Annotated in this window: 20 protein-coding genes and 1 tRNA gene; 13 read left to right on the top strand and 8 right to left on the bottom strand. The window is 51.4% G+C overall.

All coding sequences use genetic code 11. The features are described 5' to 3' along the window. Positions 1-61 precede the first annotated feature (61 nt). From J6J28_RS06220 to J6J28_RS06245, 6 genes are all read left to right on the top strand, one after another. Positions 62-283, top strand: a complete 222-nt coding sequence (locus J6J28_RS06220) for a hypothetical protein (RefSeq protein WP_301720467.1) — start codon at positions 62-64, stop codon at positions 281-283. 152 nt (positions 284-435) lie between these two features. Then, positions 436-512, top strand: a tRNA-Val gene (locus J6J28_RS06225). A gap of 118 nt (positions 513-630) precedes the next feature. Beyond that, a complete protein-coding gene (locus J6J28_RS06230; RefSeq protein WP_301720468.1) occupies positions 631-1629 on the top strand; it encodes an NADP-dependent oxidoreductase in 999 nt (332 codons plus the stop codon). A gap of 36 nt (positions 1630-1665) precedes the next feature. Continuing rightward, a complete protein-coding gene (locus tag J6J28_RS06235; RefSeq protein ID WP_301720469.1) occupies positions 1666-2019 on the top strand; it encodes a DUF488 domain-containing protein in 354 nt (117 codons plus the stop codon). 225 nt (positions 2020-2244) lie between these two features. Beyond that, complete coding sequence (locus J6J28_RS06240; RefSeq protein WP_301720470.1) at positions 2245-2967, top strand: flavodoxin family protein; 723 nt, start codon at positions 2245-2247, stop codon at positions 2965-2967. A 211-nt stretch (positions 2968-3178) separates the two neighbouring features. Further along, a complete protein-coding gene (locus J6J28_RS06245; RefSeq protein WP_301720814.1) occupies positions 3179-3388 on the top strand; it encodes a cold-shock protein in 210 nt (69 codons plus the stop codon). 76 nt (positions 3389-3464) lie between these two features. Here the strand turns inward: J6J28_RS06245 and J6J28_RS06250 are convergent, their stop codons facing one another. From J6J28_RS06250 to zwf, 6 genes are all read right to left on the bottom strand, one after another. Then, positions 3465-4703 (bottom strand): APC family permease, encoded by a 1239-nt coding sequence (locus J6J28_RS06250; RefSeq protein ID WP_301720471.1) that lies wholly within the window; start codon positions 4701-4703, stop codon positions 3465-3467. Positions 4704-4776: 73 nt separating this feature from the next. Then, a complete protein-coding gene (locus tag J6J28_RS06255; protein WP_301720472.1) occupies positions 4777-5412 on the bottom strand; it encodes a bifunctional 4-hydroxy-2-oxoglutarate aldolase/2-dehydro-3-deoxy-phosphogluconate aldolase in 636 nt (211 codons plus the stop codon). Then, positions 5409-6416, bottom strand: coding sequence for a glucokinase (gene glk / locus J6J28_RS06260; RefSeq protein WP_301720473.1), 1008 nt, complete (start codon positions 6414-6416; stop codon positions 5409-5411). Before glk ends, J6J28_RS06255 begins: the two co-directional genes overlap by 4 nt. 30 nt (positions 6417-6446) lie before the next feature. After that, a complete protein-coding gene (gene edd, locus J6J28_RS06265; RefSeq protein ID WP_301720474.1) occupies positions 6447-8264 on the bottom strand; it encodes a phosphogluconate dehydratase in 1818 nt (605 codons plus the stop codon). An 18-nt stretch (positions 8265-8282) separates the two neighbouring features. After that, a complete protein-coding gene (gene pgl, locus J6J28_RS06270) occupies positions 8283-8975 on the bottom strand; it encodes a 6-phosphogluconolactonase (RefSeq protein WP_301720475.1) in 693 nt (230 codons plus the stop codon). After that, on the bottom strand, positions 8972-10444 hold the full coding sequence (gene zwf / locus J6J28_RS06275) for a glucose-6-phosphate dehydrogenase (protein ID WP_301720476.1): 1473 nt from the start codon (positions 10442-10444) through the stop codon (positions 8972-8974). The genes pgl and zwf overlap by 4 nt, the downstream gene beginning before the upstream one ends. Before the next feature lie 114 nt (positions 10445-10558). Here zwf and hexR point away from each other — a divergent pair, with 114 nt between their 5' ends. From hexR to J6J28_RS06295, 4 genes are all read left to right on the top strand, one after another. After that, positions 10559-11413 carry a transcriptional regulator HexR gene (hexR, locus tag J6J28_RS06280; protein WP_301720478.1) on the top strand — a complete coding sequence of 285 codons (855 nt, stop codon included), beginning with the start codon at positions 10559-10561 and terminating at the stop codon, positions 11411-11413. A gap of 112 nt (positions 11414-11525) precedes the next feature. Next, the gene (gap, locus tag J6J28_RS06285) at positions 11526-12536 is read left to right on the top strand and encodes a type I glyceraldehyde-3-phosphate dehydrogenase (protein WP_301720479.1); all 1011 of its coding nucleotides are present in this window, start codon (positions 11526-11528) and stop codon (positions 12534-12536) included. A gap of 178 nt (positions 12537-12714) precedes the next feature. Next, positions 12715-15351 carry a glycoside hydrolase family 16 protein gene (locus tag J6J28_RS06290; protein WP_301720480.1) on the top strand — a complete coding sequence of 879 codons (2637 nt, stop codon included), beginning with the start codon at positions 12715-12717 and terminating at the stop codon, positions 15349-15351. 33 nt (positions 15352-15384) lie between these two features. Then, entirely contained in the window at positions 15385-18384 is a 3000-nt protein-coding gene (locus tag J6J28_RS06295; RefSeq protein ID WP_301720481.1) for a TonB-dependent receptor, read from the top strand. 116 nt (positions 18385-18500) lie between these two features. Here J6J28_RS06295 and J6J28_RS06300 read toward each other — a convergent pair whose 3' ends face one another. Beyond that, positions 18501-21035 carry a glycoside hydrolase family 3 protein gene (locus tag J6J28_RS06300; protein ID WP_301720482.1) on the bottom strand — a complete coding sequence of 845 codons (2535 nt, stop codon included), beginning with the start codon at positions 21033-21035 and terminating at the stop codon, positions 18501-18503. Beyond that, positions 21022-22266 (bottom strand): sugar MFS transporter, encoded by a 1245-nt coding sequence (locus J6J28_RS06305; RefSeq protein WP_301720483.1) that lies wholly within the window; start codon positions 22264-22266, stop codon positions 21022-21024. The genes J6J28_RS06300 and J6J28_RS06305 overlap by 14 nt, the downstream gene beginning before the upstream one ends. A gap of 137 nt (positions 22267-22403) precedes the next feature. Here J6J28_RS06305 and J6J28_RS06310 point away from each other — a divergent pair, with 137 nt between their 5' ends. Genes J6J28_RS06310 through J6J28_RS06320 form a run of 3 tightly spaced genes read left to right on the top strand, consistent with a single transcriptional unit; the run spans position 22404 to position 26119 of the window. Next, positions 22404-23765 (top strand): GH1 family beta-glucosidase, encoded by a 1362-nt coding sequence (locus J6J28_RS06310; protein ID WP_301720484.1) that lies wholly within the window; start codon positions 22404-22406, stop codon positions 23763-23765. Then, entirely contained in the window at positions 23762-25087 is a 1326-nt protein-coding gene (locus J6J28_RS06315) for a glycoside-pentoside-hexuronide (GPH):cation symporter (RefSeq protein WP_301720485.1), read from the top strand. The genes J6J28_RS06310 and J6J28_RS06315 overlap by 4 nt, the downstream gene beginning before the upstream one ends. 33 nt (positions 25088-25120) lie before the next feature. Next, on the top strand, positions 25121-26119 hold the full coding sequence (locus J6J28_RS06320; RefSeq protein WP_301720487.1) for a LacI family DNA-binding transcriptional regulator: 999 nt from the start codon (positions 25121-25123) through the stop codon (positions 26117-26119). Positions 26120-26148: the final 29 nt, after the last annotated feature.

Consider the following 26148-nt stretch of genomic DNA (forward strand, 5'->3'; position numbering starts at 1 on the left):
GATCTCAGCTAAAGATACATGAATAATGCACTTTATAAAACATGCATTAAGGATGTAGGTTATGACAGCAGTAACTCTCTTACGAACTGCAAATAGTGCCATGGTCGCATTTTTGCTGCTTTTTCTTATTGTCGCTTATCTGGCATGGGGCATGGAGGCACAGCTTCCACTCATGTTTATTGCGGTGTTGCACTTTCTCCAAATACTTACTGCCGGGCTCTTTAAAGTCTCTTATGTCGTTCGATTGATTGCCCAGCACCAGCTTGGTCAGCCGCTGCGCTAGTTACGCAAATCAATACGCAAATCACTGATTGCTCGATTGTTAAGCAGTCAGCGTCCTACAGCGGTTTTTTTGATAAAAATGGCTTGCGTCGTAGCAAGAGAATGACTAATATAGCGGCCGTTCACGCAATGTGAGCAAGCTTTTCAAAGTGTACGACCGTAGCTCAGTTGGTTAGAGCGCTACCTTGACATGGTAGAGGTCGGTGGTTCGAATCCACTCGGTCGTACCAATTCATCCCCCCTCCCGGATATAAAACCCAAGCTTAAGCCCGTCCGCAAAGATCGCTTATATTTGTTATGCTGTCCGTCAATCTAATGACACGCATCTACGAATTTTAAGGGATCACCATGACAACCTATAAAGCGATAAATTTAGTCAAGCGACCCGAGCCAGGTCCAGTATCGGCGGACGTGTTTGAGGTGGTTGAGAAAGAGCTACCAAAAGTCGGCACCGGTGAGCTACTCATCAAACAAACACAAATGTCGCTGGATCCTGCCATGTTTGGTTGGATGAGCCCTGATACTGAAAGCTATATCCCCCCAGTTGAGTTGGGTACGGTCATGCGCAGCTCTGGCGTCGGTGAAGTTGTTGAGTCTAAGCATCCGGACTTTCAGGTCGGTGACCGTGTTATGGGCATGATGGGTTGGCAAGAGTATGCGCTCAGCGATGGTCAGGGCATTAATAAGGTCGACGCTCAGGTACCTGATGAAATGGTATTGTCCGTGTTTGCCCTGCCCGGCTTAACTGCGACTCAAGGCCTATTTAACGTCGGTAAGCCACAGCAAGGTGAGACACTGGTAGTGACCGGCGCCGCTGGCTCGGTGGGCTCGATAGTGGGCCAGCTGGCAAAAGCTGAAGGCTTAACCGTCATCGGCGTGGTCGGTAGCGATGAGAAAGCGGACTGGATCGTTAACGAGTTGGGCTTTGACGGTGCCGTAAATTACAAAGCCGATGACTTAGCGCAACAATTAGCGAAACACACACCAGATGGTATCGACTTATACTTTGAGAATACCGGTGGCCCCATTCAACACCTCGTTTTTGAACGTATGAACGCCCATGGTCGGGTCGTGGTTTGCGGCATGATCGCAGATTATGACAAAGCTGAGCCTAGCCCGGGGCCAAGCTGGATTCCAATTATCAAAAAGCGCTTAAGCATTCAGGGGTTCACTATGCCTGACCACTTTCATCAAGTACCAAGCTTACTTGCTAAGCTCACCCCTTATGTCATGTCCGGCAAAGTGAAATACCGCGCGCACGTTATTGAAGGGTTAGAGTCTGCCATTGAAGGTCTGAATATGTTTTTCACTGGCGACAATCAAGGTAAGCTCATCGTAAAACTCTAAGCTACGGATAAGCGTGCGGTTTAGGAGTCAATCTCTATGTCTATCGAACTGAAACGAATCTATGCGTCAGCTTCAAGCGCTGACGGCTATCGAGTCCTGGTCGACCGCTTGTGGCCGCGTGGCATCAGCAAGGACGAGGCGCAATTAGATGACTGGATAAAAGACGTTGCGCCATCCGACGAGTTACGCCAGTGGTTTCACGATAACAGCTCCGAATGGGCTGAATTTCGAAAACGTTACCTTGCGGAGCTAAAGGACCACCGGGAACAACTGCGACCGCTGGCCGAGAAGGCAGAGCAAAAGCGTGTGACTCTGTTATACGCTGCGACCGATAACGAGCATAACAATGCGGTGGTCTTAAAAGAGTATTTAGGCCGGCTGGGATCATAGCCCGTTAACACTTACGCTTTAGTCCGTTCAATGCTGCCCGACTTTGCCCTATCGTCGGGTTTTTGCTAAGAATAAATAGACGTACAACCGCAGCCCCCAACTGTCGTAACTGTTCGCTGTAACGCAAGAAAGTTAAGCAAAGGACGTCCACGAGCGGGCTTTCGGACCATCAAAGTCGCAAATAGAGGATGATAGAACAGCTCTTTTAGAAACTGGAGGACGATCATGAGTCGGAATATCTCGTTAAATGCGCTCTTCATTAATACGTCGCTTAAAAAGAAGGCGTCAGAGAGCCATACCAAGCTGTTGCTCAACGCTGCGGCGGGCATCATGGAGAAGGCTGATATTGCGGTCGAGCATTTGCATTTTGCAGACTACGAATGCGCCCCGGGCGTCTATCCGGATATGACAGAACATGGCTGGAGCAAAGATGATTGGCCCTCGCTTTGGCCGAAAGTTAAAGCTGCGGATATTTTAATTATCGGTACGCCGCTGTGGCTGGGCGAAGAAAGCTCGTTATGCCGAATTTTGATTGAACGCCTCTACGCAATGTCCGGAGCGCTGAACGATAAGGGACAGTCGATTTACTACGGTAAAGTCGGCGGTTGTGTCATCACCGGCAATGAGGATGGCATTAAGCATACTGCCATGACCCTAGGCTTTGCCCTCAACCATCTAGGCTACACAATCCCACCCCAGGCTGACTGTGGCTGGATTGGTGAAGCGGGACCAGGACCGTCGTTTGGTGACGAAACTGAACAAGGCTCGCGGGTCGGCTTTGACAACGATTTTACGCAACGCAACACCACGATTATGACCTGGAACTGCATACATCTTGCGCGGTTATTAAAAGCGAACGATGGTATTTCCAATTATGGTAATGACAGAAATGCCTGGCAAGACGGCGAGCGTTTCGGCTTTGAGCTTCCGCACCATCAAGCCAGATAAAAAATAAACACTATAAAGTTTGACTTCCTCAGGAATGAGCGTATTGTAGGCCGCGTTGGATAAGAATTTGAAAGTTAAACCTCTCTACGTCGCATTATTAGCAGTAAATCTTCGTCCTGTAGTTTTAAATCTCCATTTTTTACCCGCATGATCCCGTCAACTGGCATCAGCCATGACGGCTATTTATTTAAAAATTTTCAGGATAAACATTATGTCTAATACAGTAACTGGCGTTGTAAAGTGGTTTAACGAAGCGAAAGGTTTTGGTTTTATTGAGCAGCAAGGTGGTGCAGACGTATTTGCACACTTTAGCGCAATCTCAAGCAGTGGTTTCAAAACCCTTGCTGAAGGCCAAAACGTATCGTTCACGATTACGCAAGGTCCAAAAGGCCCACAAGCAGAAAACATCGTAGCGCTTTAATTTAAGCCACGATCAGAAAGGGACCCCACGGGGTCCCTTTTTTTATGCCTATCGCACGCAATTTAGACGGGCAAACTTATAACATCTGCGTCAGCTTGAATAGCAGCGCCGCCGCTGATACCAGTGCTCCAAACAGTGGAACGCTTCTGGGCAAATTAAAATGCTTGCCCTTAGACTTACCATCACGACCTTTCAACCACCATAATGCAAAGTTCACCACACTAAAAACTGCCAGTAACACCAAACTGGTGGCGTTCGCCAGGGTCGTCAATTCCAGCGTAGCCGCAAATAATGCAATGATCAGAGTCGCCAGCACCGTCGCCAGCCAAGGTGTCTGTGTGCGTTTGCTGACCTTCCCCAGTACCTTTGGCGCATAATTTCGGTCCGCCATGCCATAAGCAACACGGGCCACCATCATTATTTGCACCAGTGCACTGTTAACTGCCGAGAGAATACTGATCACGCCGATGGCACTTACGGCCAGTGTGCCATGGTGCTGAACCGCGGCTGCCAGTGGTGTTTTAGCTTCGGCCAGGGTTTCAGGTGAAATCGTCAGCACCAGGGCTGCACTCACACTCATATACAACAGGGCCGCCAGGATCAGGCTGAACACCAGCGCCACGGGTAAACTTTCCCGAACGTCCCGTACCTCCTCCGCCATGGTCACCATGTCTTCAAAGCCGATGAACGCGTAGAAAGCCAGAAAGGCAGCACTTAGAACACCAACCCAGGCGGTTGTCTCAAGCGGCGGCCAGATTGCGGTCCACTCGACGTGCACAGAATCAGGACCTGTAAGCGAAGCAAAAACCACGTAGAGCAGCGTTACGATCTGCAGCAGTGAGATAGCAACCACCACACCCACCGCCATGCGCACGCCCCAGGCCGCTATACCGCCAAGCAGCAGGGCGACCAAAACCAAGCTCAACTGTTCGGGGACGCTGACAAAGTCCTGAATAAACCTTACTGTGGCAACGGTCAGTGTCGCGGATGAGACTATGCCAGTGGCAATGATCATCCAGCCAATCACGGCCGACAGCCACTGCTTACCAAAAGCCTCTTCAATATAACGTGCGGAGCCACCGGCATGGGGCAGCCGGGAGGATAATTCGGCAAAGGCCAGTGCACTGAAAAGAGCCAAAGCCCCCGCTATCCCAAATGCCACTGGTGCATACATGCCGGCTACGCCGGCAACTTTTCCCGCCAGAGCAAAAAAACCTGCACCCACCATGGTGCCCATGCCGTATAAAACCAGCATCGGGAAGCTGATGGTGCGTTGTAGGTTAGCCGAATTATTTTGCTTTTTTGTGTTCGCCATAGACGTAGAATCACACAAAAATTAATGTCGATAAAGGTCTTGTCGAATCGCTAAGCAACAAGTTATACGCTGATTAGGGTCTGGCCGCGCGACTGAGACGAGTGATTTCCGGCCAGTTTTTCGCAGCAATAGCGGTTTTTGGCAAAATCCACGAGCCACCCACGCAGCGCACGTTCGGTAGCGCCAGATAATCGCGAAAGTTGTTCTGGTGAATGCCTCCCGTTGGGCAAAACTGAACATCAGCAAAGGGGCCTGCGATGGCTTTGAGCATTGCAGTGCCACCTGCGGCTTCAGCCGGGAAAAATTTCAGATGGCGATAGCCCAAACCGTGCGCTTGCATCAGTTCAGAAATGGTCGCAACCCCCGGTAACAAAGGAATTGAGCCCGCAGCTCCGGCAACCAGTAACTCCCGAGTGATACCGGGGCTAATTGCAAACTGCGCGCCCGCAGCTGTGACACTTTGCAATTGCTCTGGTGTGGTCACAGTGCCAGCGCCTACCAGGGCGTCAGGCAATTCCTCGCGCAGCAGCTGAATAGCTTCCAGCGCAACCGGTGTGCGCAGGGTGACCTCTAACACTTTAATATCCGCGGCCAGCAACGCTTGTGCCATAGGCAAGGTATCTTCGAGTTGCTCAATAACCATGACCGGCACCACTGGTCCCATGCTAAAGAGCTCATCGGGGCTTAACGTCCAGTTGGTAAAACTCATAATTGACCCTTTTTTGATTGCTGTAAGCTTTGCTTGAGGTATTGGCCAACGCCGCGTAACCCGGCGTATTCAGCAGTGATAACAAAGCACGGAATAGCTTCTGCGACTTTGCAGAAGCGCCCTTTGTGTTCAAACCGAGCGCGGAAGTTCGAAGTTGCCATTAACCCCATAAGCTTGGGCACTACGCCGCCGGCGATATACACACCGCCGTAGGTATTGGTGGTCAGCGCCAAATTACCGGCGAAACTGCCGAGGCTGGCAAAAAACTGATTCACGGTCTCTACCGCCAGCGTATCAATACCGCTCAGTGCGCGTTGACCGATTTTTGCCGCGCTCAGAGGCACCACATTACGTCCATGGTAGTCAGCTAGCGCGAGGTAAAGCGTTTCCAGACCCGGTCCCGACAGGACTCTTTCGGCTGAAACACGACCAATACGGTTGCCAATAAAACGGTGAATCGCCCACTCTTTCTCATTAGTCGGAGCCCAATCGACATGGCCTCCTTCGCCAGGAAGTGGCATCACGGTGCCATCGGGCAGTCGAACCAGGTGTCCGACACCAAGCCCTGTGCCGGCCCCCAAGACTGCTTTGGGCGCTTTGGGATCTATTTTGCCCCCACCGATCTGTTTCAGTTCATCTGCTTCGAGCGTCACCAGGCTCATCGCAGCGGCGGCAAAATCATTTAACACGATAAAGGTTTTCAGGCCCATGGATTTGCGTACGCCACGGATAGAAAACTGCCAGTGGTGATTGGTCATATCGATCTGATCCGAATCTACCGGACAAGCAATGGCGATAGCAACATGCTCTAGCGCGACGTCCTGTTCATCCCGATAGGCTTCCATAACCTCGTTCAGGGTTGGATAATCAGCACAGGCAAACACTTGAATGCGGTCAAGCTCAAAGGTCGCCAAATTAATTCGGCAAAAACGGGCATTGGTGCCACCAATATCGGCGACGACCGCGTAGCCCTCAATATTGATATCTGTTGTATCAGTTACCATAAGAGTCACTTTTTAATAGTAGTATTGGATTCAGGTATCCGAGAAAAGAGTACAGGCGCCCTGCTCTGCACCGCTGAACTGAGTGCGGAAACCGCCAAAGAGTTCACGGCCCATGCCTTCATGGCTGCCACTCAAATCCAGTGTAGCTTGCGGCCGTTGCTCGAGTTCCTGAGCTTCTACCAATAACTCAAGAGCGCCGCTTTCGGCGTCAACGCGAACCAGGTCGCCGTCTTTTATTTTACCGATCAGACCGCCGTCGACCGCCTCGGGCGTCACATGAATGGCGGCAGGTACCTTACCCGAAGCACCGGACATACGACCATCCGTTACCAGCGCCACCCGGTAGCCGCGCTGCTGCAACACGCCTAACGGCGGGGTTAGCTTGTGTAACTCAGGCATGCCAATGGCCTTCGGCCCCTGGAACCGCACCACCACCACGCAGTCGCGATCTAAATCTCCAGCTTTAAAGGCTGCATCAAGCTCATGCTGACTGGACATTACTACCGCCGGCGCCGTGACACTCACGCGGTCCTCTGGCAGCGCGGAAGTTTTCATGACTGCACGGCCCAAGTTGCCCTGCAATACTGACAAACCACCGTGGTCGCTAAAGGGATCCGCGCTACTACGCAAAACATCTTTATCCAATGATTCTTCCGGACCTGCAACCCATTGCACTTTGCCATCAACCAACTCTGGTTTCTTGGTGTAACGCGATAAGCCAGGCCCGGCGATGGTTTCAACATCTTCGTGTAATAGTCCGGCATCAAGCAAGGTACGAATCAGGTACGCCATACCACCCGCACGCTGGAAGTGATTGATGTCGGCGTCACCGTTTGGATAAATACGTGTCACCAGAGGGGTCACACTGGAAAGCTCGGCAAAATCATCCCAGTCGATGATATAGCCTGCGGCTCGGGCAATGGCCACCAAATGCATGGTGTGATTGGTGGAGCCGCCTGTTGCCAGCAGGCCGACAATGCCATTGACCAGACTTTTCGCAGTGACGATAGAGCTGATCGGCTGATAATCGGTACCTAAATCGGTGATCCGTGTTACCTGTTGTGCCGCAACCCGCGTCAGCTCCTCTCGTAACCCAGAACCAGGGTTCACAAAGGATGAACCCGGCAGCTGCAGACCCATAATTTCTACAATCAGCTGGTTGGAGTTTGCGGTGCCGTAAAAGGTACAGGTGCCGGGGCTATGGTAAGAGGCCGCTTCGGCTTCCAGTAAATCATCTTTACTGACTTTACCTTCGGCATAAAGCTCGCGTACCCGAGCTTTTTCTTTATTGGTGATGCCGGAAGGCATGGGCCCCGCCGGCACGAACACAAAAGGTAAGTGGCCAAAACTCAACGCCGCAATGAGCAAGCCGGGCACAATCTTGTCACAGATGCCGAGCATCAGGCCGCCATCGAACATGTTGTGTGACAGACTCACCGCCGTCGACATTGCAATCACATCACGACTGATCAGGCTCAGCTCCATGCCTGGCTGGCCTTGGGTGACACCATCACACATCGCCGGCACACCGCCCGCAACCTGGGCGACACTGCCCACCGCACGAATGGCTTCTTTAAGTTTATCGGGATAATCGTGATACGGCTGGTGCGCCGAAAGCATATCGTTGTACGACGTTACGATGCCAATATTAGCTTTCGTCAGACTGCGTAAGCCGCCCTTATCCTCTTTCCCGCAGGCAGCGAAGCCGTGAGCGAGATTACCGCAAGACAGGGCACCACGATGGGGGCCTTGCTGCCGCGCATGGGCGACTTTTTCAAGATAGCGCTGGCGTTCAGCGGCACTGCGTGCTTCGATGCGTTGCGTAACCTGGTCTATAACCGCGTGCATAACAAACTCCTTAACGAATTAGCTCGATGCCAACAGGACTTCTACAGGGACCTGTTGCTGGTGCAAAAACGCGCGCACCGGCATCGTCTCCACGTCTTCTTCAGCCAGAGCGTGGTCAAGTACCGCAGCTTTTGCTGCGCCACTTAGATGAAAATAAATTTGACGACTGTCCAACAGGCGTTTTTTGCTCATCGACATACGCGCGTGTGGCGCGTGCTTCGGGGTCACCGCAAGCGCTGCAGCATCGGTAGTGAGACCTTCCTGCAACTCGTCGCTGCCAGGAAATAAAGACGCTGTATGGCCGTCTTCACCCATGCCTAAAATGACCGCATCAAAGGTCGGCAATGCGGCCAGCCGATCGCTGACGACTGCCGCCGCTTGATAGGGGTCCTCAGCGCTGGTCAGCAAACTCACGAAATTTGCTGCCGCCGCCTGATCTTGCAGTAAATGCTCGCGAACCAGTCGCTCGTTGCTCGCCGCATCTGACGCTGGCAGCCAGCGCTCGTCCGCCAGCACGATGGTCACCTGTGGCCATGCCAACTGCTGCGTCGCTAAGCGTTGAAACAAGGGAATTGGCGTGCGTCCACCGGACACCACCAGGTAGGCATGACCGCGTTCAGCAATCGCGGTTTCGAGCTGTAACCTTAATTTACGATTAAAATAATCCACCAGCTCTGAGTCCGAGTCAAAGCGTTGCGTACTTACTGTCATGATTCGTCGTCCCATTCGCGCCCGTCCTGCGCCATTAAGGTTACCGAAGCCACCGGCCCCCAGGTACCCGCCGCATAAGGTTTTGGCGCTTTCTCCAACTGTGTCCACGCTGACCGAATACCGTCAATCCAGCGCCAGGCATGTTCCACTTCTTCCCGATGTACAAACAGATACTGGTTGCCTTCAATGGCCTCCAGCAACAACCGCTCGTAAGCATCGGCGATACGCTTGTTTTCAAAGGTTTCATAAAAGCTCAAATCCAGGGTGGTTGGCTTTAATTGCATCCGTTTCCCCAATCCCGGCACTTTGTTCATCATTTGAATCTCCACCCCTTCATCGGGTTGTAAGCGGATAATCAAACGGTTTGGAGGAAGCTGATTAAGCGTTTCATGAAAAATATTATGGGGTTGTGGCTTGAAAGTAATCACGACCTCGGTACGCTTCTGCGGCATACGCTTACCCGTGCGCAGATAAAAAGGCACACCCGACCAGCGCCAGTTGTCGATATGAACTTTTAAGCCGACAAAGGTTTCCGTTGAGCTCTTGCCCACAGCGCCCTCTTCTTCCATATAACCCGGCACTCGGTTCTCGCCAACAAAGCCGGCAGCGTACTGACCACGAACGGTATCCTCATTGACATTAGCCTGAGTGATCGGCCGTAGTGATTTCAGTACCTTAAGTTTTTCCTCACGGATACTCTCCGCGTCCAGTCGTGTCGGGGGCTCCATCGCAATTAATGAGAGCACCTGCAGCAAGTGGTTTTGCACCATGTCACGTAATTGACCGGCGTCATCGTAATACCCCCAACGCCCTTCTACGCCTACCTGTTCGGCGGCCGTGATCTGAATATGATCAATGGTGTTGTGATTCCACTGATCAGAAAAAATGGAGTTGGCAAAGCGCAGGGCCAGAAGATTCAGCACCGTTTCTTTGCCCAGATAATGATCAATACGGTACACCTGCGACTCATCAAAATAACGCGCCACGTGTTGATTTATTTTGCAGCAAGACGCCAAATCATGACCCAAAGGCTTTTCAAGCACCACGCGGGTTGGCGCTTGGTTCAGTTTGATGCTGGCAAGTCCGTCGCAAATCACCGGGAACAGACTCGGTGGGGTCGCAAAATAACAAATGGGGGCGCGCTGGTTTGGGGTAACGAGCTGGGCCAAATCGTCATAGGCTTCGAGATCAGCTAAATCCAGGCCGCAATAATGTAGTTTTTTAGCAAATCGTTGCCAAACCTCATTATCTATTTGTTCTTTAGTTACAAATTCTTTTAGACTCTGCTGCACTCGTTCACGAAAGTCCTCAGCGGACATAGCATCCCGAGCGACACCAATAATTCGCGATTCAGCATGCAATAGTTCGGCCTTCTCGAGTTGATAGAGCGCTGGCAGCAACTTGCGCCGCGCCAGATCGCCGAGAGAACCAAACAGTATAAGGTCGCAACATTCAGCGGCTGTTGTCATTATTTGCCTCTTGCTTATGTAATTTTGCAACAAATCAGCTAGGATGCTAACAGTGAATCTTAGATAAATCCAATAAATGTAATTAAATTACAAAAATAATCTGGACCACCGAATATGAACCTACTTGAGAAATTGCACAGTGAAGTTGCTTCGTTAAGCAAGTCTGAGCGCAAAGTCGCTGATGTCATTTTAGCAGACCCACACGGCGCCATTCACAAGAGTATAGCGACATTGGCGCAGCTGGCTGACGTTAGTGAGCCCACAGTGAACCGCTTTTGCCGTACCCTGGGCGCCAAAGGTTATCCAGATTTCAAACTCCAGCTGGCCCAAAGTCTGGTTAAAGGGACGCCCTTTGTAAACCGGCACGTGGAGCAAGATGACAGTATCGAGGATTTCACGGGTAAGATCTTCGAATCCACCATGGCCGCCTTAAATGTGACCCGCAAGCACATCGACATCGAGACATTAGAGCAAGCCATTGAGGCTCTTAGCCAGGCCAAAAAGATTTCTTTCTTCGGCTTGGGTGCATCAGCTTCCGTCGCCCATGATGCACAAAATAAGTTTTTGCGATTTGACACCCCGGTGATGTTTTCTGACGATGTACTGATGCAACGTATGGCTGCCATCAATTCCGGTCCGGGGGATGTGATTGTTTTTATCAGCCATACGGGGCGTACCAAAGCCCTTTGCGAGATTGCCGCCATTGCCCGACAAACCAAAGCCAAGGTGCTCGGTATTACTGCGTTCCCCAGCCCACTGGCTGATGAGTGTGAAATGGTTCTCTCGACGCAGGTCCCGGAAGATACTGACGTGTACATGCCCATGGCTTCGCGAATCGCGCAACTGGTGCTAATCGACGTCCTGATTACCGGCTATACCCTACGCCGCGGTCCCGACTTTCGCGACAAATTGCGTCTTATTAAAGAGAGTTTGCGCGACTCCCGGTTTGGCAAAGCTAGCCACCCGTAATGTAATTATTTTACATTTTGCGTCCTTAACTCTTGATCATTTGCGCTCTAGATGTAATTTTATTACACAAATTCCATCGCAACCTTCGCACTTAATCAAATAAGGACGTGTTATGACTATTCGTGTCGCCATCAATGGCTTTGGTCGTATTGGCAAAAATATTCTGCGGGCCTGGTTTGAGCGAAAACTGGATGACGAGATCGAAATTGTCGCTATTAACGACCTTGGTGATCCGGCGATCCACGCTCACTTACTTAAATTTGACTCCGTGCATGGTATCTTCCCGGCCGACATCAGTACTCACGCCAGCCGTTTGTTGATCGACACCATCGCCATCCCGTTATATAGCGAACGAGATCCTGCGCAACTCCCCTGGGCAGAACTTGACGTTGATGTGGTGTTTGAATGCACCGGCTTATTTACCGATCGCGAACGTGCCGCTGGCCATCTGCGTGCTGGAGCTCAGCGCGTTTTAATTTCAGCGCCGGCGAAAGACGCTGATGCCACCATCGTCTACGGCGTTAATCACCAGCAGTTGACGAGCGAGATGACGATCGTCTCTAATGCTTCTTGCACCACAAATTGCCTTGCCCCTGTTGCGCAACCTCTGCACCAGCACTTAGGTATTGAATCCGGGGTAATGACCACGATTCACGCGTACACCAATGATCAGAGCCTGCTTGACGCCTATCACAGTGACCCACAGCGTGCGCGTGCCGCCGCCAGCTCCATGATCCCATCAAAAACCGGTGCTGCCAGTGCGGTAGGGCTAGTGATTCCAGAGTTGCAAGGGCGTTTCGAAGGACTGGCAGTACGGGTGCCAACGCCTAATGTGTCGTTGGTGGACTTATCCTTTATCGCCTCCCGCGCCACCTCAGTTGCGGAAGTAAATGACATCATTTGCACTGCCGCGCAGCAGCAACCGTTAGCTCATGTCCTCAGTATCAATGAGCTGCCCTTGGTCTCGATCGACTTTAACCATAACCCGAGCTCTTCGGTATTTGACACCCAGCAGACACGGGTTAGCGGGCGCCTGGTTAAGGTTATGGCCTGGTACGATAACGAATGGGGCTTTAGTCAGCGCATGCTGGATACCACCCTCGCCTGGCAAGAAAACCTATAATATCTTTAAATCAATAAGTTAGTAATTCAATGTGCAGTTTTTAAGCAGAGGTGATTGACGCTCAGAAGTTCTTGTTCTAAGGTATGAAAGCGCTTACATTATAGCATCTCGTAAGCTTCGGCGTGACGATTTGAGAACAACAATAGAACAACGCGAGTAAACAATCAGGAACTCAGTTATGCACAACATAAGAATAAAAAAGAGTCCCCTAGCGGCTCTCTTTGTAACGCTTGGCCTTGTTGGCTGCGGTGGTGGCGATGTAAAAACCAATTCGGACTTCGATGCGGTTGACACGACGGCACCGGTCAGTGACTGGCAGTTGGTATGGAGTGATGAATTTTCCGGTAGCTCTGTAAATGAAAACAAATGGAATTTTGAGGTGAATTGCCAGGGTGGCGGGAATCAGGAGCAGCAGTGTTACACTGACAGTACTGATAATGCGTTCGTAACCGATGGTACGCTGAAAATCGTCGCCCTGCCCGCCGAAGAAGGTGCAGAAAAACCTTATACGTCAGCGCGCCTGAATAGCAAATACAAAGGTGATTTCACCTACGGTCGCATTGAAGTGCGGGCGAAAATGCCATTTGGCCAAGGTTCCTGGCCTGCAGTGTGGATGTTCCCAACCGATGAAGTTTACGGTGGCTGGCCTAAGTCTGGCGAAATCGACATTGTTGAAGCGGTGAACCTGAAAACCGAAGACGCTGAAGGCAATGTCGAGTCCCATGTGTATGGAACGCTGCATTATGGCCGCGATGCGCCGAACAATTCCTCCTCTGGTAAAGCTTATGCATTGCCAGGCAATGCGAATCCAGCAGATGACTTCCATACCTATACGATTGAATGGCAAGAAGGCGAAATCCGCTGGTATGTTGATGGCTACCTCTATCAGACGCAAATGGCATCGCAGGTTCGCTACAACAGTAAAGGCGAGGCAATCGGGCTACGTCATCGTGGCTGGTTTGCTGAATTCTTTAACCAGGCAACGGGCGAATTAGAGACCGTTTACGATGCTGCTCCCTTTGACCAGCGCTTTCATTTGATTATGAACCTGGCGGTGGGCGGAACCTGGCCTGAAAACACCAATAACCTGGGTGTCAACGCAGAAGCCTTTGCCAACGGTCAGACTTTTGAAATTGATTACGTTCGCGTTTACGAATGTGCGCAGAATCCAAATACCGGACGTGGCTGTGAGACCATCCGCGCAGGTTACAAAGACGAAGAAACCCTGGTTGAGGGCGAAGCTCCTATTCCTTCACCACCTTCGGACGGGGTAGCCCGTAACTTAACTATCTTCGATGGCACGCCAAATCCAAATTGGCCAGCCTGGGATTGCTGTGGCGGTTCGACTCCGGAAATTGTTTCCGATGCGGAAAAAGGCGACGCGTACAAATTTGTTGTCGGCGCTGCACCTACGGTGAACGGCTTTATTAGTCGAGCGGCGTTCATTACAGATCCGAACGGCACACCTTCTCCATTTGATGCCTCTCCTATTCTGGAAACCGGCGCAGTCAGTTTTGATATGAAGGTCGTTTCACAACCTATCAATGCGGACTCGACCTGGTTAGTTAAGGTCGAAAGTAATGAAGGTTCAACCTTTGCTGAACTGCCTATGTCAGCGAGTAGCGAAGGCGTCTCACCGGTCGCTGGTGAATGGCAAACCTTTACTTACCCGCTACAGATGCTTTCAGATGCAGGTCTTGATGTGTCTGCCATTGACGTCATCATGGTGTTTCCAGCGTGGGGCACCGGTGAGGGCGCTGAGTACTTGTTAACTAACGTCGAAATCGCGGCTCCAGAAGGCCCCTCACCTGAGTTGGTCTTATTTGGTGATGCTGAAAATCCAGAATGGCCACTCTGGGATTGCTGTGGCGGCACCACTCCTGGTGTCGTGGCTGACGACGAACGCGGCCCGGTAGCAGAGTTCTCTATCGGTGCTACGCCGACAGTTATGGGCTTTAAGCCTGTCGATGGCAGTGGTGTCCAATTCGATGCTTCAGCGATTCAAATTGAAGGTGTGGTGCAATTCGACATGAAAGTCGTAAGTGCTCCAGCTTCGGACTCCGTATGGAAGTTTAAAATTGAGTCAGATGGCGCCACAACTGCAGTTGAAGTTGACTTGGCGACAGGTAACGCTGGCGTAGCTCCTGTAACCGGCGAGTGGACCACCTATACCTTCCCACTGCAGACATTGACCGATCTGGGTCTGGATGTGTCAGCAATCGATGTCATTATGATCTTCCCTGCCTGGGGCACGGGCGATGGTGCAGTTTATCGTGTCGATGAAGCTCGCATCTATAACCCAAGTGCTGGCAACGATGGTTTGACCGTCTTCGAAAATAACATCGTGTCAGGCTGGTCATTATGGGATTGCTGTGCCGGTAGCACGCCACAAGTCGTGGATGCTGGTGCACCCTACGGTTCCGTCGCACAATTTGAAATTCCTGGCTGGCCTGAAACTGTACTGGGTTTCCTCGCCGATGAAGGTGTTTCTTTTGATGCCTCAGCACTACTTGCCAACGGTGCCGTTAGCTTCGATATGCGTATTGTCACCCCACCGAGTGGCGGTGCAACGGATTGGTTCTTTAAAGTGGAATCAACTGGCGCAGCGACTGCGGTAGAATTACCTCTGGCTTCTGGTAATTACGACCAACCACCAGTGGTGGGTGAATGGGCGCGTTATAACTTCCCGCTGCAAGAGCTCTTTGATGCGGGTCTCGATATCAGTGATCTCAATGTCATCATGGTCTTCCCTGCATGGGGTACCGGCCAGGGCGTGGTGTATCAGATCGATAACGTAGAAATTGCGAACTTTTAACGCGTACGACAACAGAAACGGAATAAAATAATTATGAAAACCATTACGTTTATGAAAAGTCCGGTCGCTGCAGCAGTCTCTCTGGTACTCTCAGCCGGTTTAATTGCGCCCGTCTATGCACAGGACAACGCTCAAAACACTGAGCAAGAGCAGACCCAACAACAGCAGTCCGAGCAGCAAGCCAATCAGGAGGATTCGGTAGAAGTCATCCAGGTACGCGGTATTCGCGGCAGCTTAGCTCGTTCAGCTGATTTCAAACGCAACAGCAGTGGCGTCGTTGACGCCATTAGCGCCGAAGAAATGGGTAAGTTCCCTGACACCAACCTGGCCGAATCGTTACAACGCATCACCGGTGTATCGGTCAGCCGGGTCAATGGTGAAGGCAGCCAGATCACCGTGCGTGGTTTCGGTCCTGAATTTAACCTGATCACCTTAAATGGCCGGCAAATGCCGGGAACCGGTAACACCCGCTCTTACAATCTGGAAAACCTCTCGTCAGAGGGTGTCAGTGCGCTTGAAGTGTATAAGACAGCGCGTGCTGCGTTACCAAGTGGCGGTTTGGGTGCTACGGTGAATATCGTCACCACTCGCCCACTCGCCCGCTCTGGTGAAGCTTTCTCGATTATGGCCAAAGGTATGCACGACACCTCGGTCGAAAAAGGTGACGACATCACCCCGGAAATTGCCGCGGTCTACAGCAACAGCTTTGCTGATGACACCTTTGGTGTGGCCTTCTCCTTCTCCAACTACCGTCGCGACTTTCAAGTCCAGCGCGCGAACGTTCAAGGTTGGCAGGCGAACGTAGGTTTACCTGATCTGGCTGAGGGTGAATTCATTGACCCTCGTCCAGTCGATGAGGAAGGTAACCGCATCGGCAATCACTTTTTCCCGAAAGACATGAACTACGGCATTGAAGATCTCAGCCAGGAACGTACCAACGGTCAGCTGACCTTACAATTTGCCCCTATCCGCGATCTCATGATCACCGCTGACTACACTGCCAGCCGCTCAGTTACCGGACGCACTGCCTTCGGTTGGGGCATTTGGAATGAGTTCGGTGGCAACATCAACTCCTACGAACTGGATGAGAACGGTACAGCACTTTACGCGGATATCTCCGGTAATGACGGTTCCTTTACCGCAGAAAAAGGCACTACCGAAGTCAAAGCTGAGTCCATTGGCCTGAACATTACCTATGACGTCAACAATGACTTAAAACTCTGGTTCGATGTGCATGATTCAAGTAATGAAACCGATGACGGCGTCGATCCCGGCAGCAACTTCTTTGGCCAGGTCATTTTAGGCTCAGATCAACTGAACTCAAAAATTTACGACTATCGTAACGGCGAGATCCCACAAATTCTGATCAACTGGGCCAACGGTACCAACGAACTGATGCCGAGTGAAATTGATTCAAACTTTAGCCAGTTTTTCCGTCGTCCAGGCGAATCAACGGTAAAACAGTACCAGTTCAAATCGGAATGGTTTAACAATGGCACTTTTGATCTTCCTTTAGTCAAAATTACCGCTGGCCTGTCACGGACCGACCAGACCTTTGGCGGCTATACGGCGTGGAGCGGCTTGGAAGGTGGGCCAGGATTCAATCCAGCCTTTGCCTTTATCTTCCCTGATGGCATGTTCACCCGCAACGGCACCGGGGATTTTCTGGACCAGTTTGCTGGTGGTGGCAGCGATTTATTAACCAACTACTACTACACCTACGACTTCGATGAAGCGGTTGCGCGCCAACGCGCCTACCTAACCGAGGAGTTGATGGGCAGCGACGCTTACCTGGCAGATCCGTTTAGCAACGGTATCGATAGCCAAGCCGGTGTTAATGAAGTCACGGATGCCATCTTTATCCAGTCCGATTGGGATTTTGAAATCGCTGGCTATTACTCGCAGTTAAATGTAGGTGTCCGTTACGAGCAAACCGATGTTTCCAGTTCCACCAAGCAACGTGTTGAGCGTCAGGTCAATTGGGTCAGTGCTTCAGAATGGATTATGCAGTACGAGCCTGAAGATCAGGCCAGCTTCTTGACACTCACTGGCGAGCACGACGTCTTTTTGCCGATGTTTGACCTTAAAGTTGAACTGGCACCTGATGTTATCGGCCGCTTCTCTTACGGCAAGTCGATCACCCGCGCGCCTCTGGGAGCGTTAGCCGGTGGCCGCTCCCTAAGTGGCAGTCCGAAGCCAGGTGCACGCGTGGGTGGTCAGGGTAACACCAACTTGTTGCCGTACGAGTCCACTAACTTTGATCTGTCTCTTGAATACTATTATGGCGAAGCAAGCTACGCGTCCATTGGTTACTTCCGGAAAGACGTAGATAACTTCATTCAGAACACCATTACTGAAACCACTATTGATGGTTTGCGTGACATCTTCCAGGGGCCTCGCTACCAGGAAGCGATTGCATCGTTGGAAGCGCGCAATGAGCAGGCGACCAGTACAGCTATTTTTGAAGAAATGCTGGCGCTTGGTTTTGGTAACGGCGAAGGTGTCATCGAGCCAAATGCTGACGACCCTTTAATTGTCTGGAACATTACGCAACCAAGTAATACTGACAGCAAAATGGTCGATGGTTTCGAAATGGCGGTTCAACACGTGTTCTGGGACAGTGGTTTTGGTTTAGGTGTTAACGCAACTGTCGTCGACGGCGATGTTAAGTTTGATACGGACAGCCTGACTCAACAAGCACCGCTTACCGGTTTGAGCGATTCAGCAAACTTCCAGGCGTTCTACGAGAAGCATGGCTTCTCAGTAAAAATCACCTATGCATGGCGTGACAGCTACCTGATCGGTGTGGGCCAAGCCCAGGGTTCAGCTGATGCTCCACCGCAATATGCCCGTGAATACGGTCAGTGGGACATGAGTGTGAATTACGACATCACGGATCGCTTTACGGTCTTCTTTGAAGGTATCAACCTGAACAATGAGACTGAGCAAGGATACGGACGGTATGAAGAACAGTTCCTCTTCGCCCGTCAGTATGGTCCACGGTACTCACTGGGAGCTAGATATAGCTTCTGATGGGGATCTGGACACAGGTTTGAGCAAACCTGAAACGAAAGAAACGACCCTGGAACTAAGGAAAAAGCCTGCGCAAGCAGGCTTTTTTTTGGGGAGAGAGAAAATCTAAAAAAAGCTTACAAACAAATACTGTCAGTAGTAGCGCTTGGCACCAGACGCACGTCATTAAAGCTCAGGGTCCATGGCTGAGCCGACTCTAAGCCAAATATGCCGCTTACTTTGGCCATATCCAGACCAAGATCCTGTAAGCACTGCACATTGAAGTTAAGCGTCGCCCACTCACCTGAACTCAGTTGCTTTAAGTGTTGCGCAACAGGCGCGTGGATCCCGCAGTTTTCGCCACAGAACAGCGTCAGGGCCGCATCTTCAGGAACTTCCGAGTCAAGCCGAAGGGTAACAGCTAAAGCGCTGTCCTGCTCAGCATAGGCGCGCAAATCCCGTGGGAATGGACTGACAAAGTTAAACGCTGCAACACCTTCACCAGAAAATTGCATGGTTCGCGCATCTTCCTGTACCTGGTCGTCAAACGTCTGGGTACGGATGGTGCCCAATTGCTGGATACTACTTTCCACGATATCGCGCTCACCGCCACTACGTAACTCAATCAACCATGGCGATTGCGGCGCTCGATCAAAGATGGCAAGACTCACCGTGCCGTCCGAGTTACCCGTTTGCACAGGTAGTTGGTCAGTAAGTACATTTTCTTCACCGTAGGCCAGACCAAAACCTTGCGGTAATAAAGGTGGGTTGTCGGTACTCACTGAACGACGATCCGCCTGTGCTGGATGAGCGGGCCAGGAAAAAGGAAGCTTCCCTTGCACCGGATATTGAATCTCGCCCGCAGCATTGCGCAAGATAACATCTGCAACACCTGCACCCTCACTGCCCGGCAGCCAGATTGCCATAAAGGCATCAGCGGCGTTCAGTTCCGGATTGACCCACATTGGGCGGCCACTGATAAACAAGGCTACCACCGGGATGCCATCGGCTTGCAATTGCTGTAGTAAGGCTAAATCCGTTGCGTTGCCGCGTTGATAATCAAGATTTGCAATATCACCATTGCCCTCGGCATAAGGTTCTTCACCAAACACTACCACGGCAACGTCGGGTTGGTCCTGATATGTGCCTGTCGGCGCTAAAACAGCTTTGCCGCCCGCCTGCTCTACCTGCTCAGCGATACCTGCATAGATTGAAGTTCCACCAGGAAAGTCGGCATTGGTGTTGCCAGTGCCCTGCCAGCTGATGGTCCAACCGCCGGACTGCTGACCGATGTTATCGGCACCAGAGCCTGCTACCAGAATATGCTGGCTGGGATTAAGTGGCAGCAACTGTCCGTTATTTTTCAGGAGAACCAGCGACTGGCGGACTGCATCACGGGCAATGGCACGGTGCGCATCGCTACCAATAAGTTCTGTTTTGCCCGCCAAAGGCCGCTGTGCCGGGCTCGGCTTATTAAATAAACCCGCGCGCATTTTCACCCGCAAAATTCGACGCACTGCGTCATCCACCCGGGTCTGCGGAATAATACCGTCCCGCACCTGTTGCACCAGATTTTCGTACAACGGCTTCCACGCCCCGGTCGGCACCATGTAAACGTCCAGACCAGCATTTGCGGCCTGTGGACAGTCATGATTACTACAGCCTGGAATTTGCCCGTGACCGTTCCAGTCACCAACGACAAAGCCATCAAAGCCCATCTTCTGCTTGAGCACATCCGTCAATAAATACTCACTGCCGTGAATTTTTTCACCGTTCCAGCTGTTGAAGCTCGCCATTACTGTTTGCGCGCCAGCTTCCAGGCCACCGACATAGCCTTGGGCATGCACCCGCGAAAGGGTTTCTTCATCCACTTCGGTGTTGCCCTGATCGATACCATCAGTGGTACCACCGTCACCCACGAAATGCTTAACGGTACTGATAACATGTTGCTCACTAAGGAAGTTCTCGCCGGGTGTACCCTGCAAGCCCCGGACAATGGCGGCCGCATAGTCACGCACGATAGCTGGATTCTCTGAGTAGCTCTCGTAGGTTCGGCCCCAACGCAGGTTTTGCGCTGCAGCAACCGTCGGAGCAAATACCCAGTCGATACCTGTGACCATGACTTCCCTAGCTGTCACTGCCGCAATTTGCTCAATCAGTTCAGGATTATTTGCTGCCCCTAAACCAATATTGTGTGGAAAAATAGTCGCGCCAATCACATTATTGTGACCGTGCACAGCATCAGTGCCCCACATGGTCGGAATAGTTGAGCCGTCCTGACTGTCATCTACCGAGGCCTGGTACATGGATTCTGCCAAAGCAATCCAGTCCTGCGGCGTGGCGTATTTATCATTATTCGGAAATGCACCACCGCCATTCAAGTAGGAACCAAAGCCGTAACGGCGCATGTCCTCGACGCTAATATCGCGAATTTCCGGCTGAATCATCTGTGCAACTTTTTGCTCCAGGGTCATCTCGGCGAGCAGCTCCGTGATTCGCTGCTCGATGGCTGGATCTAGCGCAACCGGTGAGGCAATGGCCGGCCAGATCGGTGCTTTTACCTGCTCTGCACCTGAGTCTTGCGTGGTGTCAGTGGCGACCTCTGTGCATCCCATTAACGCTAACGCGATGCAAGTCGCCAGCATCTTCTTTGGTAATTTACTCTGCTGCATTAGCTGCCTCCTGCGTCATTTGTGATGCACGCGGCCGATAACCGCTCATGCCATAATAAGCAATGTAGACATAGCACACCAGCGGCACGATGAAGGCCATCTGAATGCCAACACGATCAGCGAGGAAACCCTGAATCAGGGGTACGATTGCCCCGCCAACGATGGCCAGACATAAAATGCCCGAGCCCTGCCCGCGACATTGCTTAAGATCCTGTAACGCCAGGCTGAAGATAGTCGGGAACATAATCGAGTTGCACAAACCAACAAACAACAGCGACCACATGGCCAGTGCGCCTGAGCTCAGCATGGTGGTTGCGACTAAGAGCACCGCAGCAACCGCATTGAAAGCGAGTACCCGGTTACCACTAATTTTTTGCATCACCGCAGCCCCCAGGAAGCGGCCGACCATAGCGCCACCGAAGTACCAGGAAATATAATGCGATGCTTTTGACATACTCATGTCACCGATGCTCGGCTCGGCAATGTACATAGCGAGGAAACTGCCAATGCCAACTTCCGCCCCGACATAAACAAAAATACCCACTGCGCCCAACATAAGATGCTTTTGCTTCCAGGCTTTGGCGTCACTTGGAATGTATTCGGTTGGGTCGACTTTGCCCATATTAGGCAACTTCAGACGCATAAAAATAAAGGCCATCAGCACTAAGGTGCCGGCAAGGATGAAGTATGGCAGGCTAACGGTATCTTTCGACACGCCAGTCACCTCTGGATCTGCCACACCGCCAAAAATCAGCCAGGCACCAAAGAATGGGGCGACCGTCGTTCCCAGGGAGTTGAAGGCTTGGGTCATGGTTAAGCGACTGGATGCTGTGCGTGAGTCGCCAAGTACAGTTACATAAGGGTTTGCCGCTACCTGTAAAATGGTAATCCCTGATGCCAGTACGAACAGTGCCAACAGGAACAATCCGTAAACTTCCGCTTGCGCGGCCGGGTAAAACAGCACACACCCGGCGCCAGAAATCATCAGTCCGGTAACAATACCCGACTTGTAACCAATCTTACCGATCAAGTGGCCCGCCGGCACCGAGACAATAAAATAAGCACCAAAGAAACAGAATTGGATCAACATCGACTGCGCATAATTCAGATCAAACAGCAGCCGCAGGTATGGAATAAGAATATCGTTCATGCAGGTAATAAATCCCCACATGAAGAACAATGAGGTTAACGCTGTCAGCGCGAACCGATAATTTGTTGTCTGTTGGGTCATAACGGCCTCAATCTTTATTATTTTTTGACGATAGCTTGTTTAATAGCCTATGATGAAAGCGCTTTCATTTATAGCATAATTGAGTTTAATCGCAATCCTTTGGCGGAAACTCTTCGGCAACCGAGAATAAGACGTTTATGACTAAAATAAGCTTACCGAAGCATTCCAAGCTGCTATCCAGCGACTTCCTGTTTGGGGTTGCGACCTCATCTTTCCAGATTGAAGGTGCGGCGGACCAGCGTGCGCCCAGTATCTGGGACACTTTTTGCGCCGAGCCAGGCCGGATTAAAGATGGATCCGATGGTCTTCATGCCTGCCAGCACGTCAAGTACTGGCGACAAGACCTGGATATTATTACTGAACTGGGCGTCGATGCCTATCGCTTTTCCATTGCCTGGGGACGGGTTATTAACGCCGACGGCTCGGTGAATCGTCAGGGCTTACAGTTTTATATCGATCTGGTGGATGCCCTGCTCGCTAACGGCATTCAGGCCCATGTGACTTTATATCACTGGGACTTGCCACAATATCTCGAGGACCAGGGCGGCTGGCTCAATCGTGATACCGCGTATCGCTTTGCCGAGTACGCTGATATCGTCGGCCGGGCGCTGGGTAATAAAGTGGCAAGTTACGCCACCATCAACGAACCTTTCTGCAGTGCCTATTTAAGTTATGAGGCCGGCATTCACGCGCCCGGGCATAAAAACCGCCGGGAAGGTCGTCAGGCTGCGCACCATCTGCTGCTTGCTCACGGACTGGCGATGCCTGTTTTACGCCGACATGCACCGCAAGCTCTGCATGGTATCGTACTGAATTTTAGTCCCTGTCACCCCGCGAGCGATAGCGAAGCCGACCGTCAGGCCGCTCTACAGGCGCACCAGTACCATAATCTCTGGTATTTGCAGCCACTGTTAGAGGCAAGCTACCCTGACTTGCTCAACCAACTACCAGAAGCTGATCGACCAGATATCGCAGCGGATGATATGGCAACTATTGGCCAGAGCCTCGACTTCCTTGGCGTGAACTACTATACGCGTACGGTATTTCGCGAGAAGAATGATTGGTTTTCAGACGTGCCGCCGCAAGCGCCACCGCTCACCTCGATGGGCTGGGAAATCTACCCGCAAGGGTTAACCGAAATCCTAACTGACCTGAATCAACGCTTTGCCAATCTACCGCCGATCTACATCACTGAGAATGGCGCAGCCTTCCCTGATGAAGTGAGAGATAACCAAGTCGACGATGCTGCCCGTATTGATTACTATCAGCAGCACCTGTTGGCGGTGCATGATTGTATTGAAGCCGGCGTGACTATTAATGGCTACTTTGCCTGGAGCCTGCTGGATAATTTTGAGTGGGCCGAAGGCTACAGTAAGCGCTTTGGCATCGTCTATGTAGACTTTGACACCCAACAACGTATATTAAAGTCCAGTGCATTAGCTTTACAGACTTTCTGGCTGCAACGAAAAACACAGTTACCCGCTGTGGAGGCGTTATGATTTCTCGCCGCGAAAAAGTGGCTTACGGTTTAGGCGATACAGCAAGCAATCTGATTTTCCAAACCGTAATGCTGTTTTTAGCATTTTTCTATACTGACATTTTTGGTATCTCTGCGGCGACGGTCGGTACCATGTTTCTGGTGGTGCGGCTGATTGACGCCATTACCGATCCCATGATGGGACTGCTGGCTGATAAAACCCGCACTCGCTTCGGTCAGTTTCGACCCTACCTGCTGTGGCTGGTCATTCCCTTTGCCGTCTGCAGTATTCTTGCTTTTACCACGCCAGATTTGAATGCCACCGGCAAAGTTATCTATGCCTATGTCACCTACACCCTGCTGATGTTAGCTTACACTGCGATTAATATTCCCTACTCGGCCCTTGGCGGCGTACTGACCAAAGATCCCGAAGAACGGGTATCGGTGCAATCTTATCGATTCGTGTTTGGCATGCTTGGTGGTCTTATCGTCACCCTGCTCACCCTGCCGCTGGTAGACTTCTTCGGGCAAGGCGACCGGGCGCTCGGCTATCAACTCACCATCACGGCAATGAGTGTGTTTGGCGTGATGCTGTTTTTGCTTTGTTTTGCCGGCACTAAGGAACGCGTTCAACCGCCTGCGACACAACACCTGACACTGGGCTCGGGGCTGCGCAACCTATGGCGCAACGATGCCTTACGCACGCTGGCGATCGTGGCCGTGGTGTTGCTCATTGGCATCGCTATTAAAAATACCCTTGCCATTTACTATGTGAAGTACTACCTGTTGCGCGAAGACTTGATTACCGCCTTTATTTCTTTAGGCATGGTTGGCAATATCCTGGGGTGTGCAGTGGCCAACCCACTCACACGTCGGGTCGATAAAGTGATTGCCTATAAAGCACTGCAGATCATTGCAGCACTTATGTCGGTCGCCGCATTCTGGGTGCGCCCTGATCAGCTGGTGCTGGCATTTGCTCTGTATTTTTTGTGGAGCTTCTTCTTACAAATGGCCACCCCAATGTTGTGGGCGAAAATTGCTGATGTTGTCGATTTTGGCCAACGCCAGTCGGGAATCCGTGCCACCGGGCTGGTGTATTCCTCAGTGGTGTTCTTCATAAAAATAGGTATTGCACTTGGTGGCGCCATCGCCGGCTGGTGGCTGGCGTTTTACAACTACCAGGCCGGTCAAATGCAAACCGAACACACTCAATTTGGAATACTCGTCGCTTTTACTGTGCTGCCCGCGATCGCATCATTACTTGTTGCATGGATAATGCGCAGGTACACTCTTAACCAGTCGCGAGTCATAAAAATTGCGCAAGAACTCACAAACGAACCTTAATAAAAACAAAAGCTAACAAGAGTCCAGCAAGAGATGGCAACAATTTACGAAGTGTCTAAGCTGGCCGGCGTATCGCTGGCGACAGTGTCGCGTGTTATCAATAACACCGCGCAGGTTCGCGAAGCCACCCGCGTAAAGGTCGAAGCAGCAATGCAAGAGCTTGGCTACCGCCCCAACTCCGTCGCGCAATCCCTCGCCAGCAACCGCTCCAATAGCATCGGCATTCTGGTCTCAGAGCTAAGTGGTCCCTTCTATGGTGAGCTGTTAGCACGTATTGAAGAGGAATTCCGCACCGTTGGGAAGCACGTAATTATCGCCGCAGGTCACAGTGACGCCGAGCTCGAACGGGAGAGCATTGAGTTTTTACGTAGTCGTAACTGCGACGCGTTAATCTTGCATGTGGAATCGGTCAGTGACAATTACCTGCGCGGCCTTGCCGATGGCGGCTGTGATTTTGTTTTAATTAACCGCTATGTGCGCGCCATAGCCGACCGTTGTATTACTTTAGACAACCGCCAAGGCGGTTATCTGGCCACTCATCACATGCTCGAGCTCGGCCATCGCGATATTGCTTATGTCTCTGGCCCCATGTGGAAAAATGATGCCAAAGAACGTTATGCCGGCCACCTCGAAGCCCTGGCCGAATTTGGTGTTGCCGAAAATAAAACCTTGTTCTTCGAAGGCGACTTTCAGGAAACCGGCGGTGTCCGAGGTCTTCAGCACTTACTCGGTACCGACGTGCCATTCAGCGCGCTGGTCTGCGCCAACGACGAAATGGCATCAGGTGCGATAACAGCAGCCCACGATATTCCCCTAGATTTACCTCAACAACTTTCGGTTATTGGCTTCGATAACGTTAATTTTGCCCACTATACCTACCCCAAGTTAACCACAGTCGATTACCCGATTGCGGAAATTGGTCAAATGGCTGCGCGTTGGGTACTGAAAAATGTTTACCACCAGCCAGTTAAAGAACTACAGGATGTATTTGAGCCGCGCGTCATTGAGCGTGACTCAACGCAAAAAATTTAATTCCAATAACAACTAAAAGGAACTTAGCC

The organism is Pseudidiomarina terrestris (assembly GCF_030466375.1).
Taxonomy (GTDB): Bacteria; Pseudomonadota; Gammaproteobacteria; order Enterobacterales; family Alteromonadaceae; genus Pseudidiomarina; species Pseudidiomarina terrestris.

Coding starts and splice junctions, on each gene's coding strand:
- J6J28_RS06220 (WP_301720467.1), top strand. CDS start 62: ATGACAGCAGTAACTCTCTTACGAACTGCAAATAGTGCCATGGTCGCA.
- J6J28_RS06255 (WP_301720472.1), bottom strand. CDS start 5,412: ATGAGTTTTACCAACTGGACGTTAAGCCCCGATGAGCTCTTTAGCATG.
- J6J28_RS06250 (WP_301720471.1), bottom strand. CDS start 4,703: ATGGCGAACACAAAAAAGCAAAATAATTCGGCTAACCTACAACGCACC.
- J6J28_RS06240 (WP_301720470.1), top strand. CDS start 2,245: ATGAGTCGGAATATCTCGTTAAATGCGCTCTTCATTAATACGTCGCTT.
- pgl (WP_301720475.1), bottom strand. CDS start 8,975: ATGACAGTAAGTACGCAACGCTTTGACTCGGACTCAGAGCTGGTGGAT.
- glk (WP_301720473.1), bottom strand. CDS start 6,416: ATGGTAACTGATACAACAGATATCAATATTGAGGGCTACGCGGTCGTC.
- J6J28_RS06290 (WP_301720480.1), top strand. CDS start 12,715: ATGCACAACATAAGAATAAAAAAGAGTCCCCTAGCGGCTCTCTTTGTA.
- J6J28_RS06310 (WP_301720484.1), top strand. CDS start 22,404: ATGACTAAAATAAGCTTACCGAAGCATTCCAAGCTGCTATCCAGCGAC.
- J6J28_RS06235 (WP_301720469.1), top strand. CDS start 1,666: ATGTCTATCGAACTGAAACGAATCTATGCGTCAGCTTCAAGCGCTGAC.
- J6J28_RS06295 (WP_301720481.1), top strand. CDS start 15,385: ATGAAAACCATTACGTTTATGAAAAGTCCGGTCGCTGCAGCAGTCTCT.
- zwf (WP_301720476.1), bottom strand. CDS start 10,444: ATGACAACAGCCGCTGAATGTTGCGACCTTATACTGTTTGGTTCTCTC.
- edd (WP_301720474.1), bottom strand. CDS start 8,264: ATGCACGCGGTTATAGACCAGGTTACGCAACGCATCGAAGCACGCAGT.
- J6J28_RS06315 (WP_301720485.1), top strand. CDS start 23,762: ATGATTTCTCGCCGCGAAAAAGTGGCTTACGGTTTAGGCGATACAGCA.
- J6J28_RS06320 (WP_301720487.1), top strand. CDS start 25,121: ATGGCAACAATTTACGAAGTGTCTAAGCTGGCCGGCGTATCGCTGGCG.
- J6J28_RS06230 (WP_301720468.1), top strand. CDS start 631: ATGACAACCTATAAAGCGATAAATTTAGTCAAGCGACCCGAGCCAGGT.
- J6J28_RS06305 (WP_301720483.1), bottom strand. CDS start 22,266: ATGACCCAACAGACAACAAATTATCGGTTCGCGCTGACAGCGTTAACC.
- J6J28_RS06300 (WP_301720482.1), bottom strand. CDS start 21,035: ATGCAGCAGAGTAAATTACCAAAGAAGATGCTGGCGACTTGCATCGCG.
- J6J28_RS06245 (WP_301720814.1), top strand. CDS start 3,179: ATGTCTAATACAGTAACTGGCGTTGTAAAGTGGTTTAACGAAGCGAAA.
- gap (WP_301720479.1), top strand. CDS start 11,526: ATGACTATTCGTGTCGCCATCAATGGCTTTGGTCGTATTGGCAAAAAT.
- hexR (WP_301720478.1), top strand. CDS start 10,559: ATGAACCTACTTGAGAAATTGCACAGTGAAGTTGCTTCGTTAAGCAAG.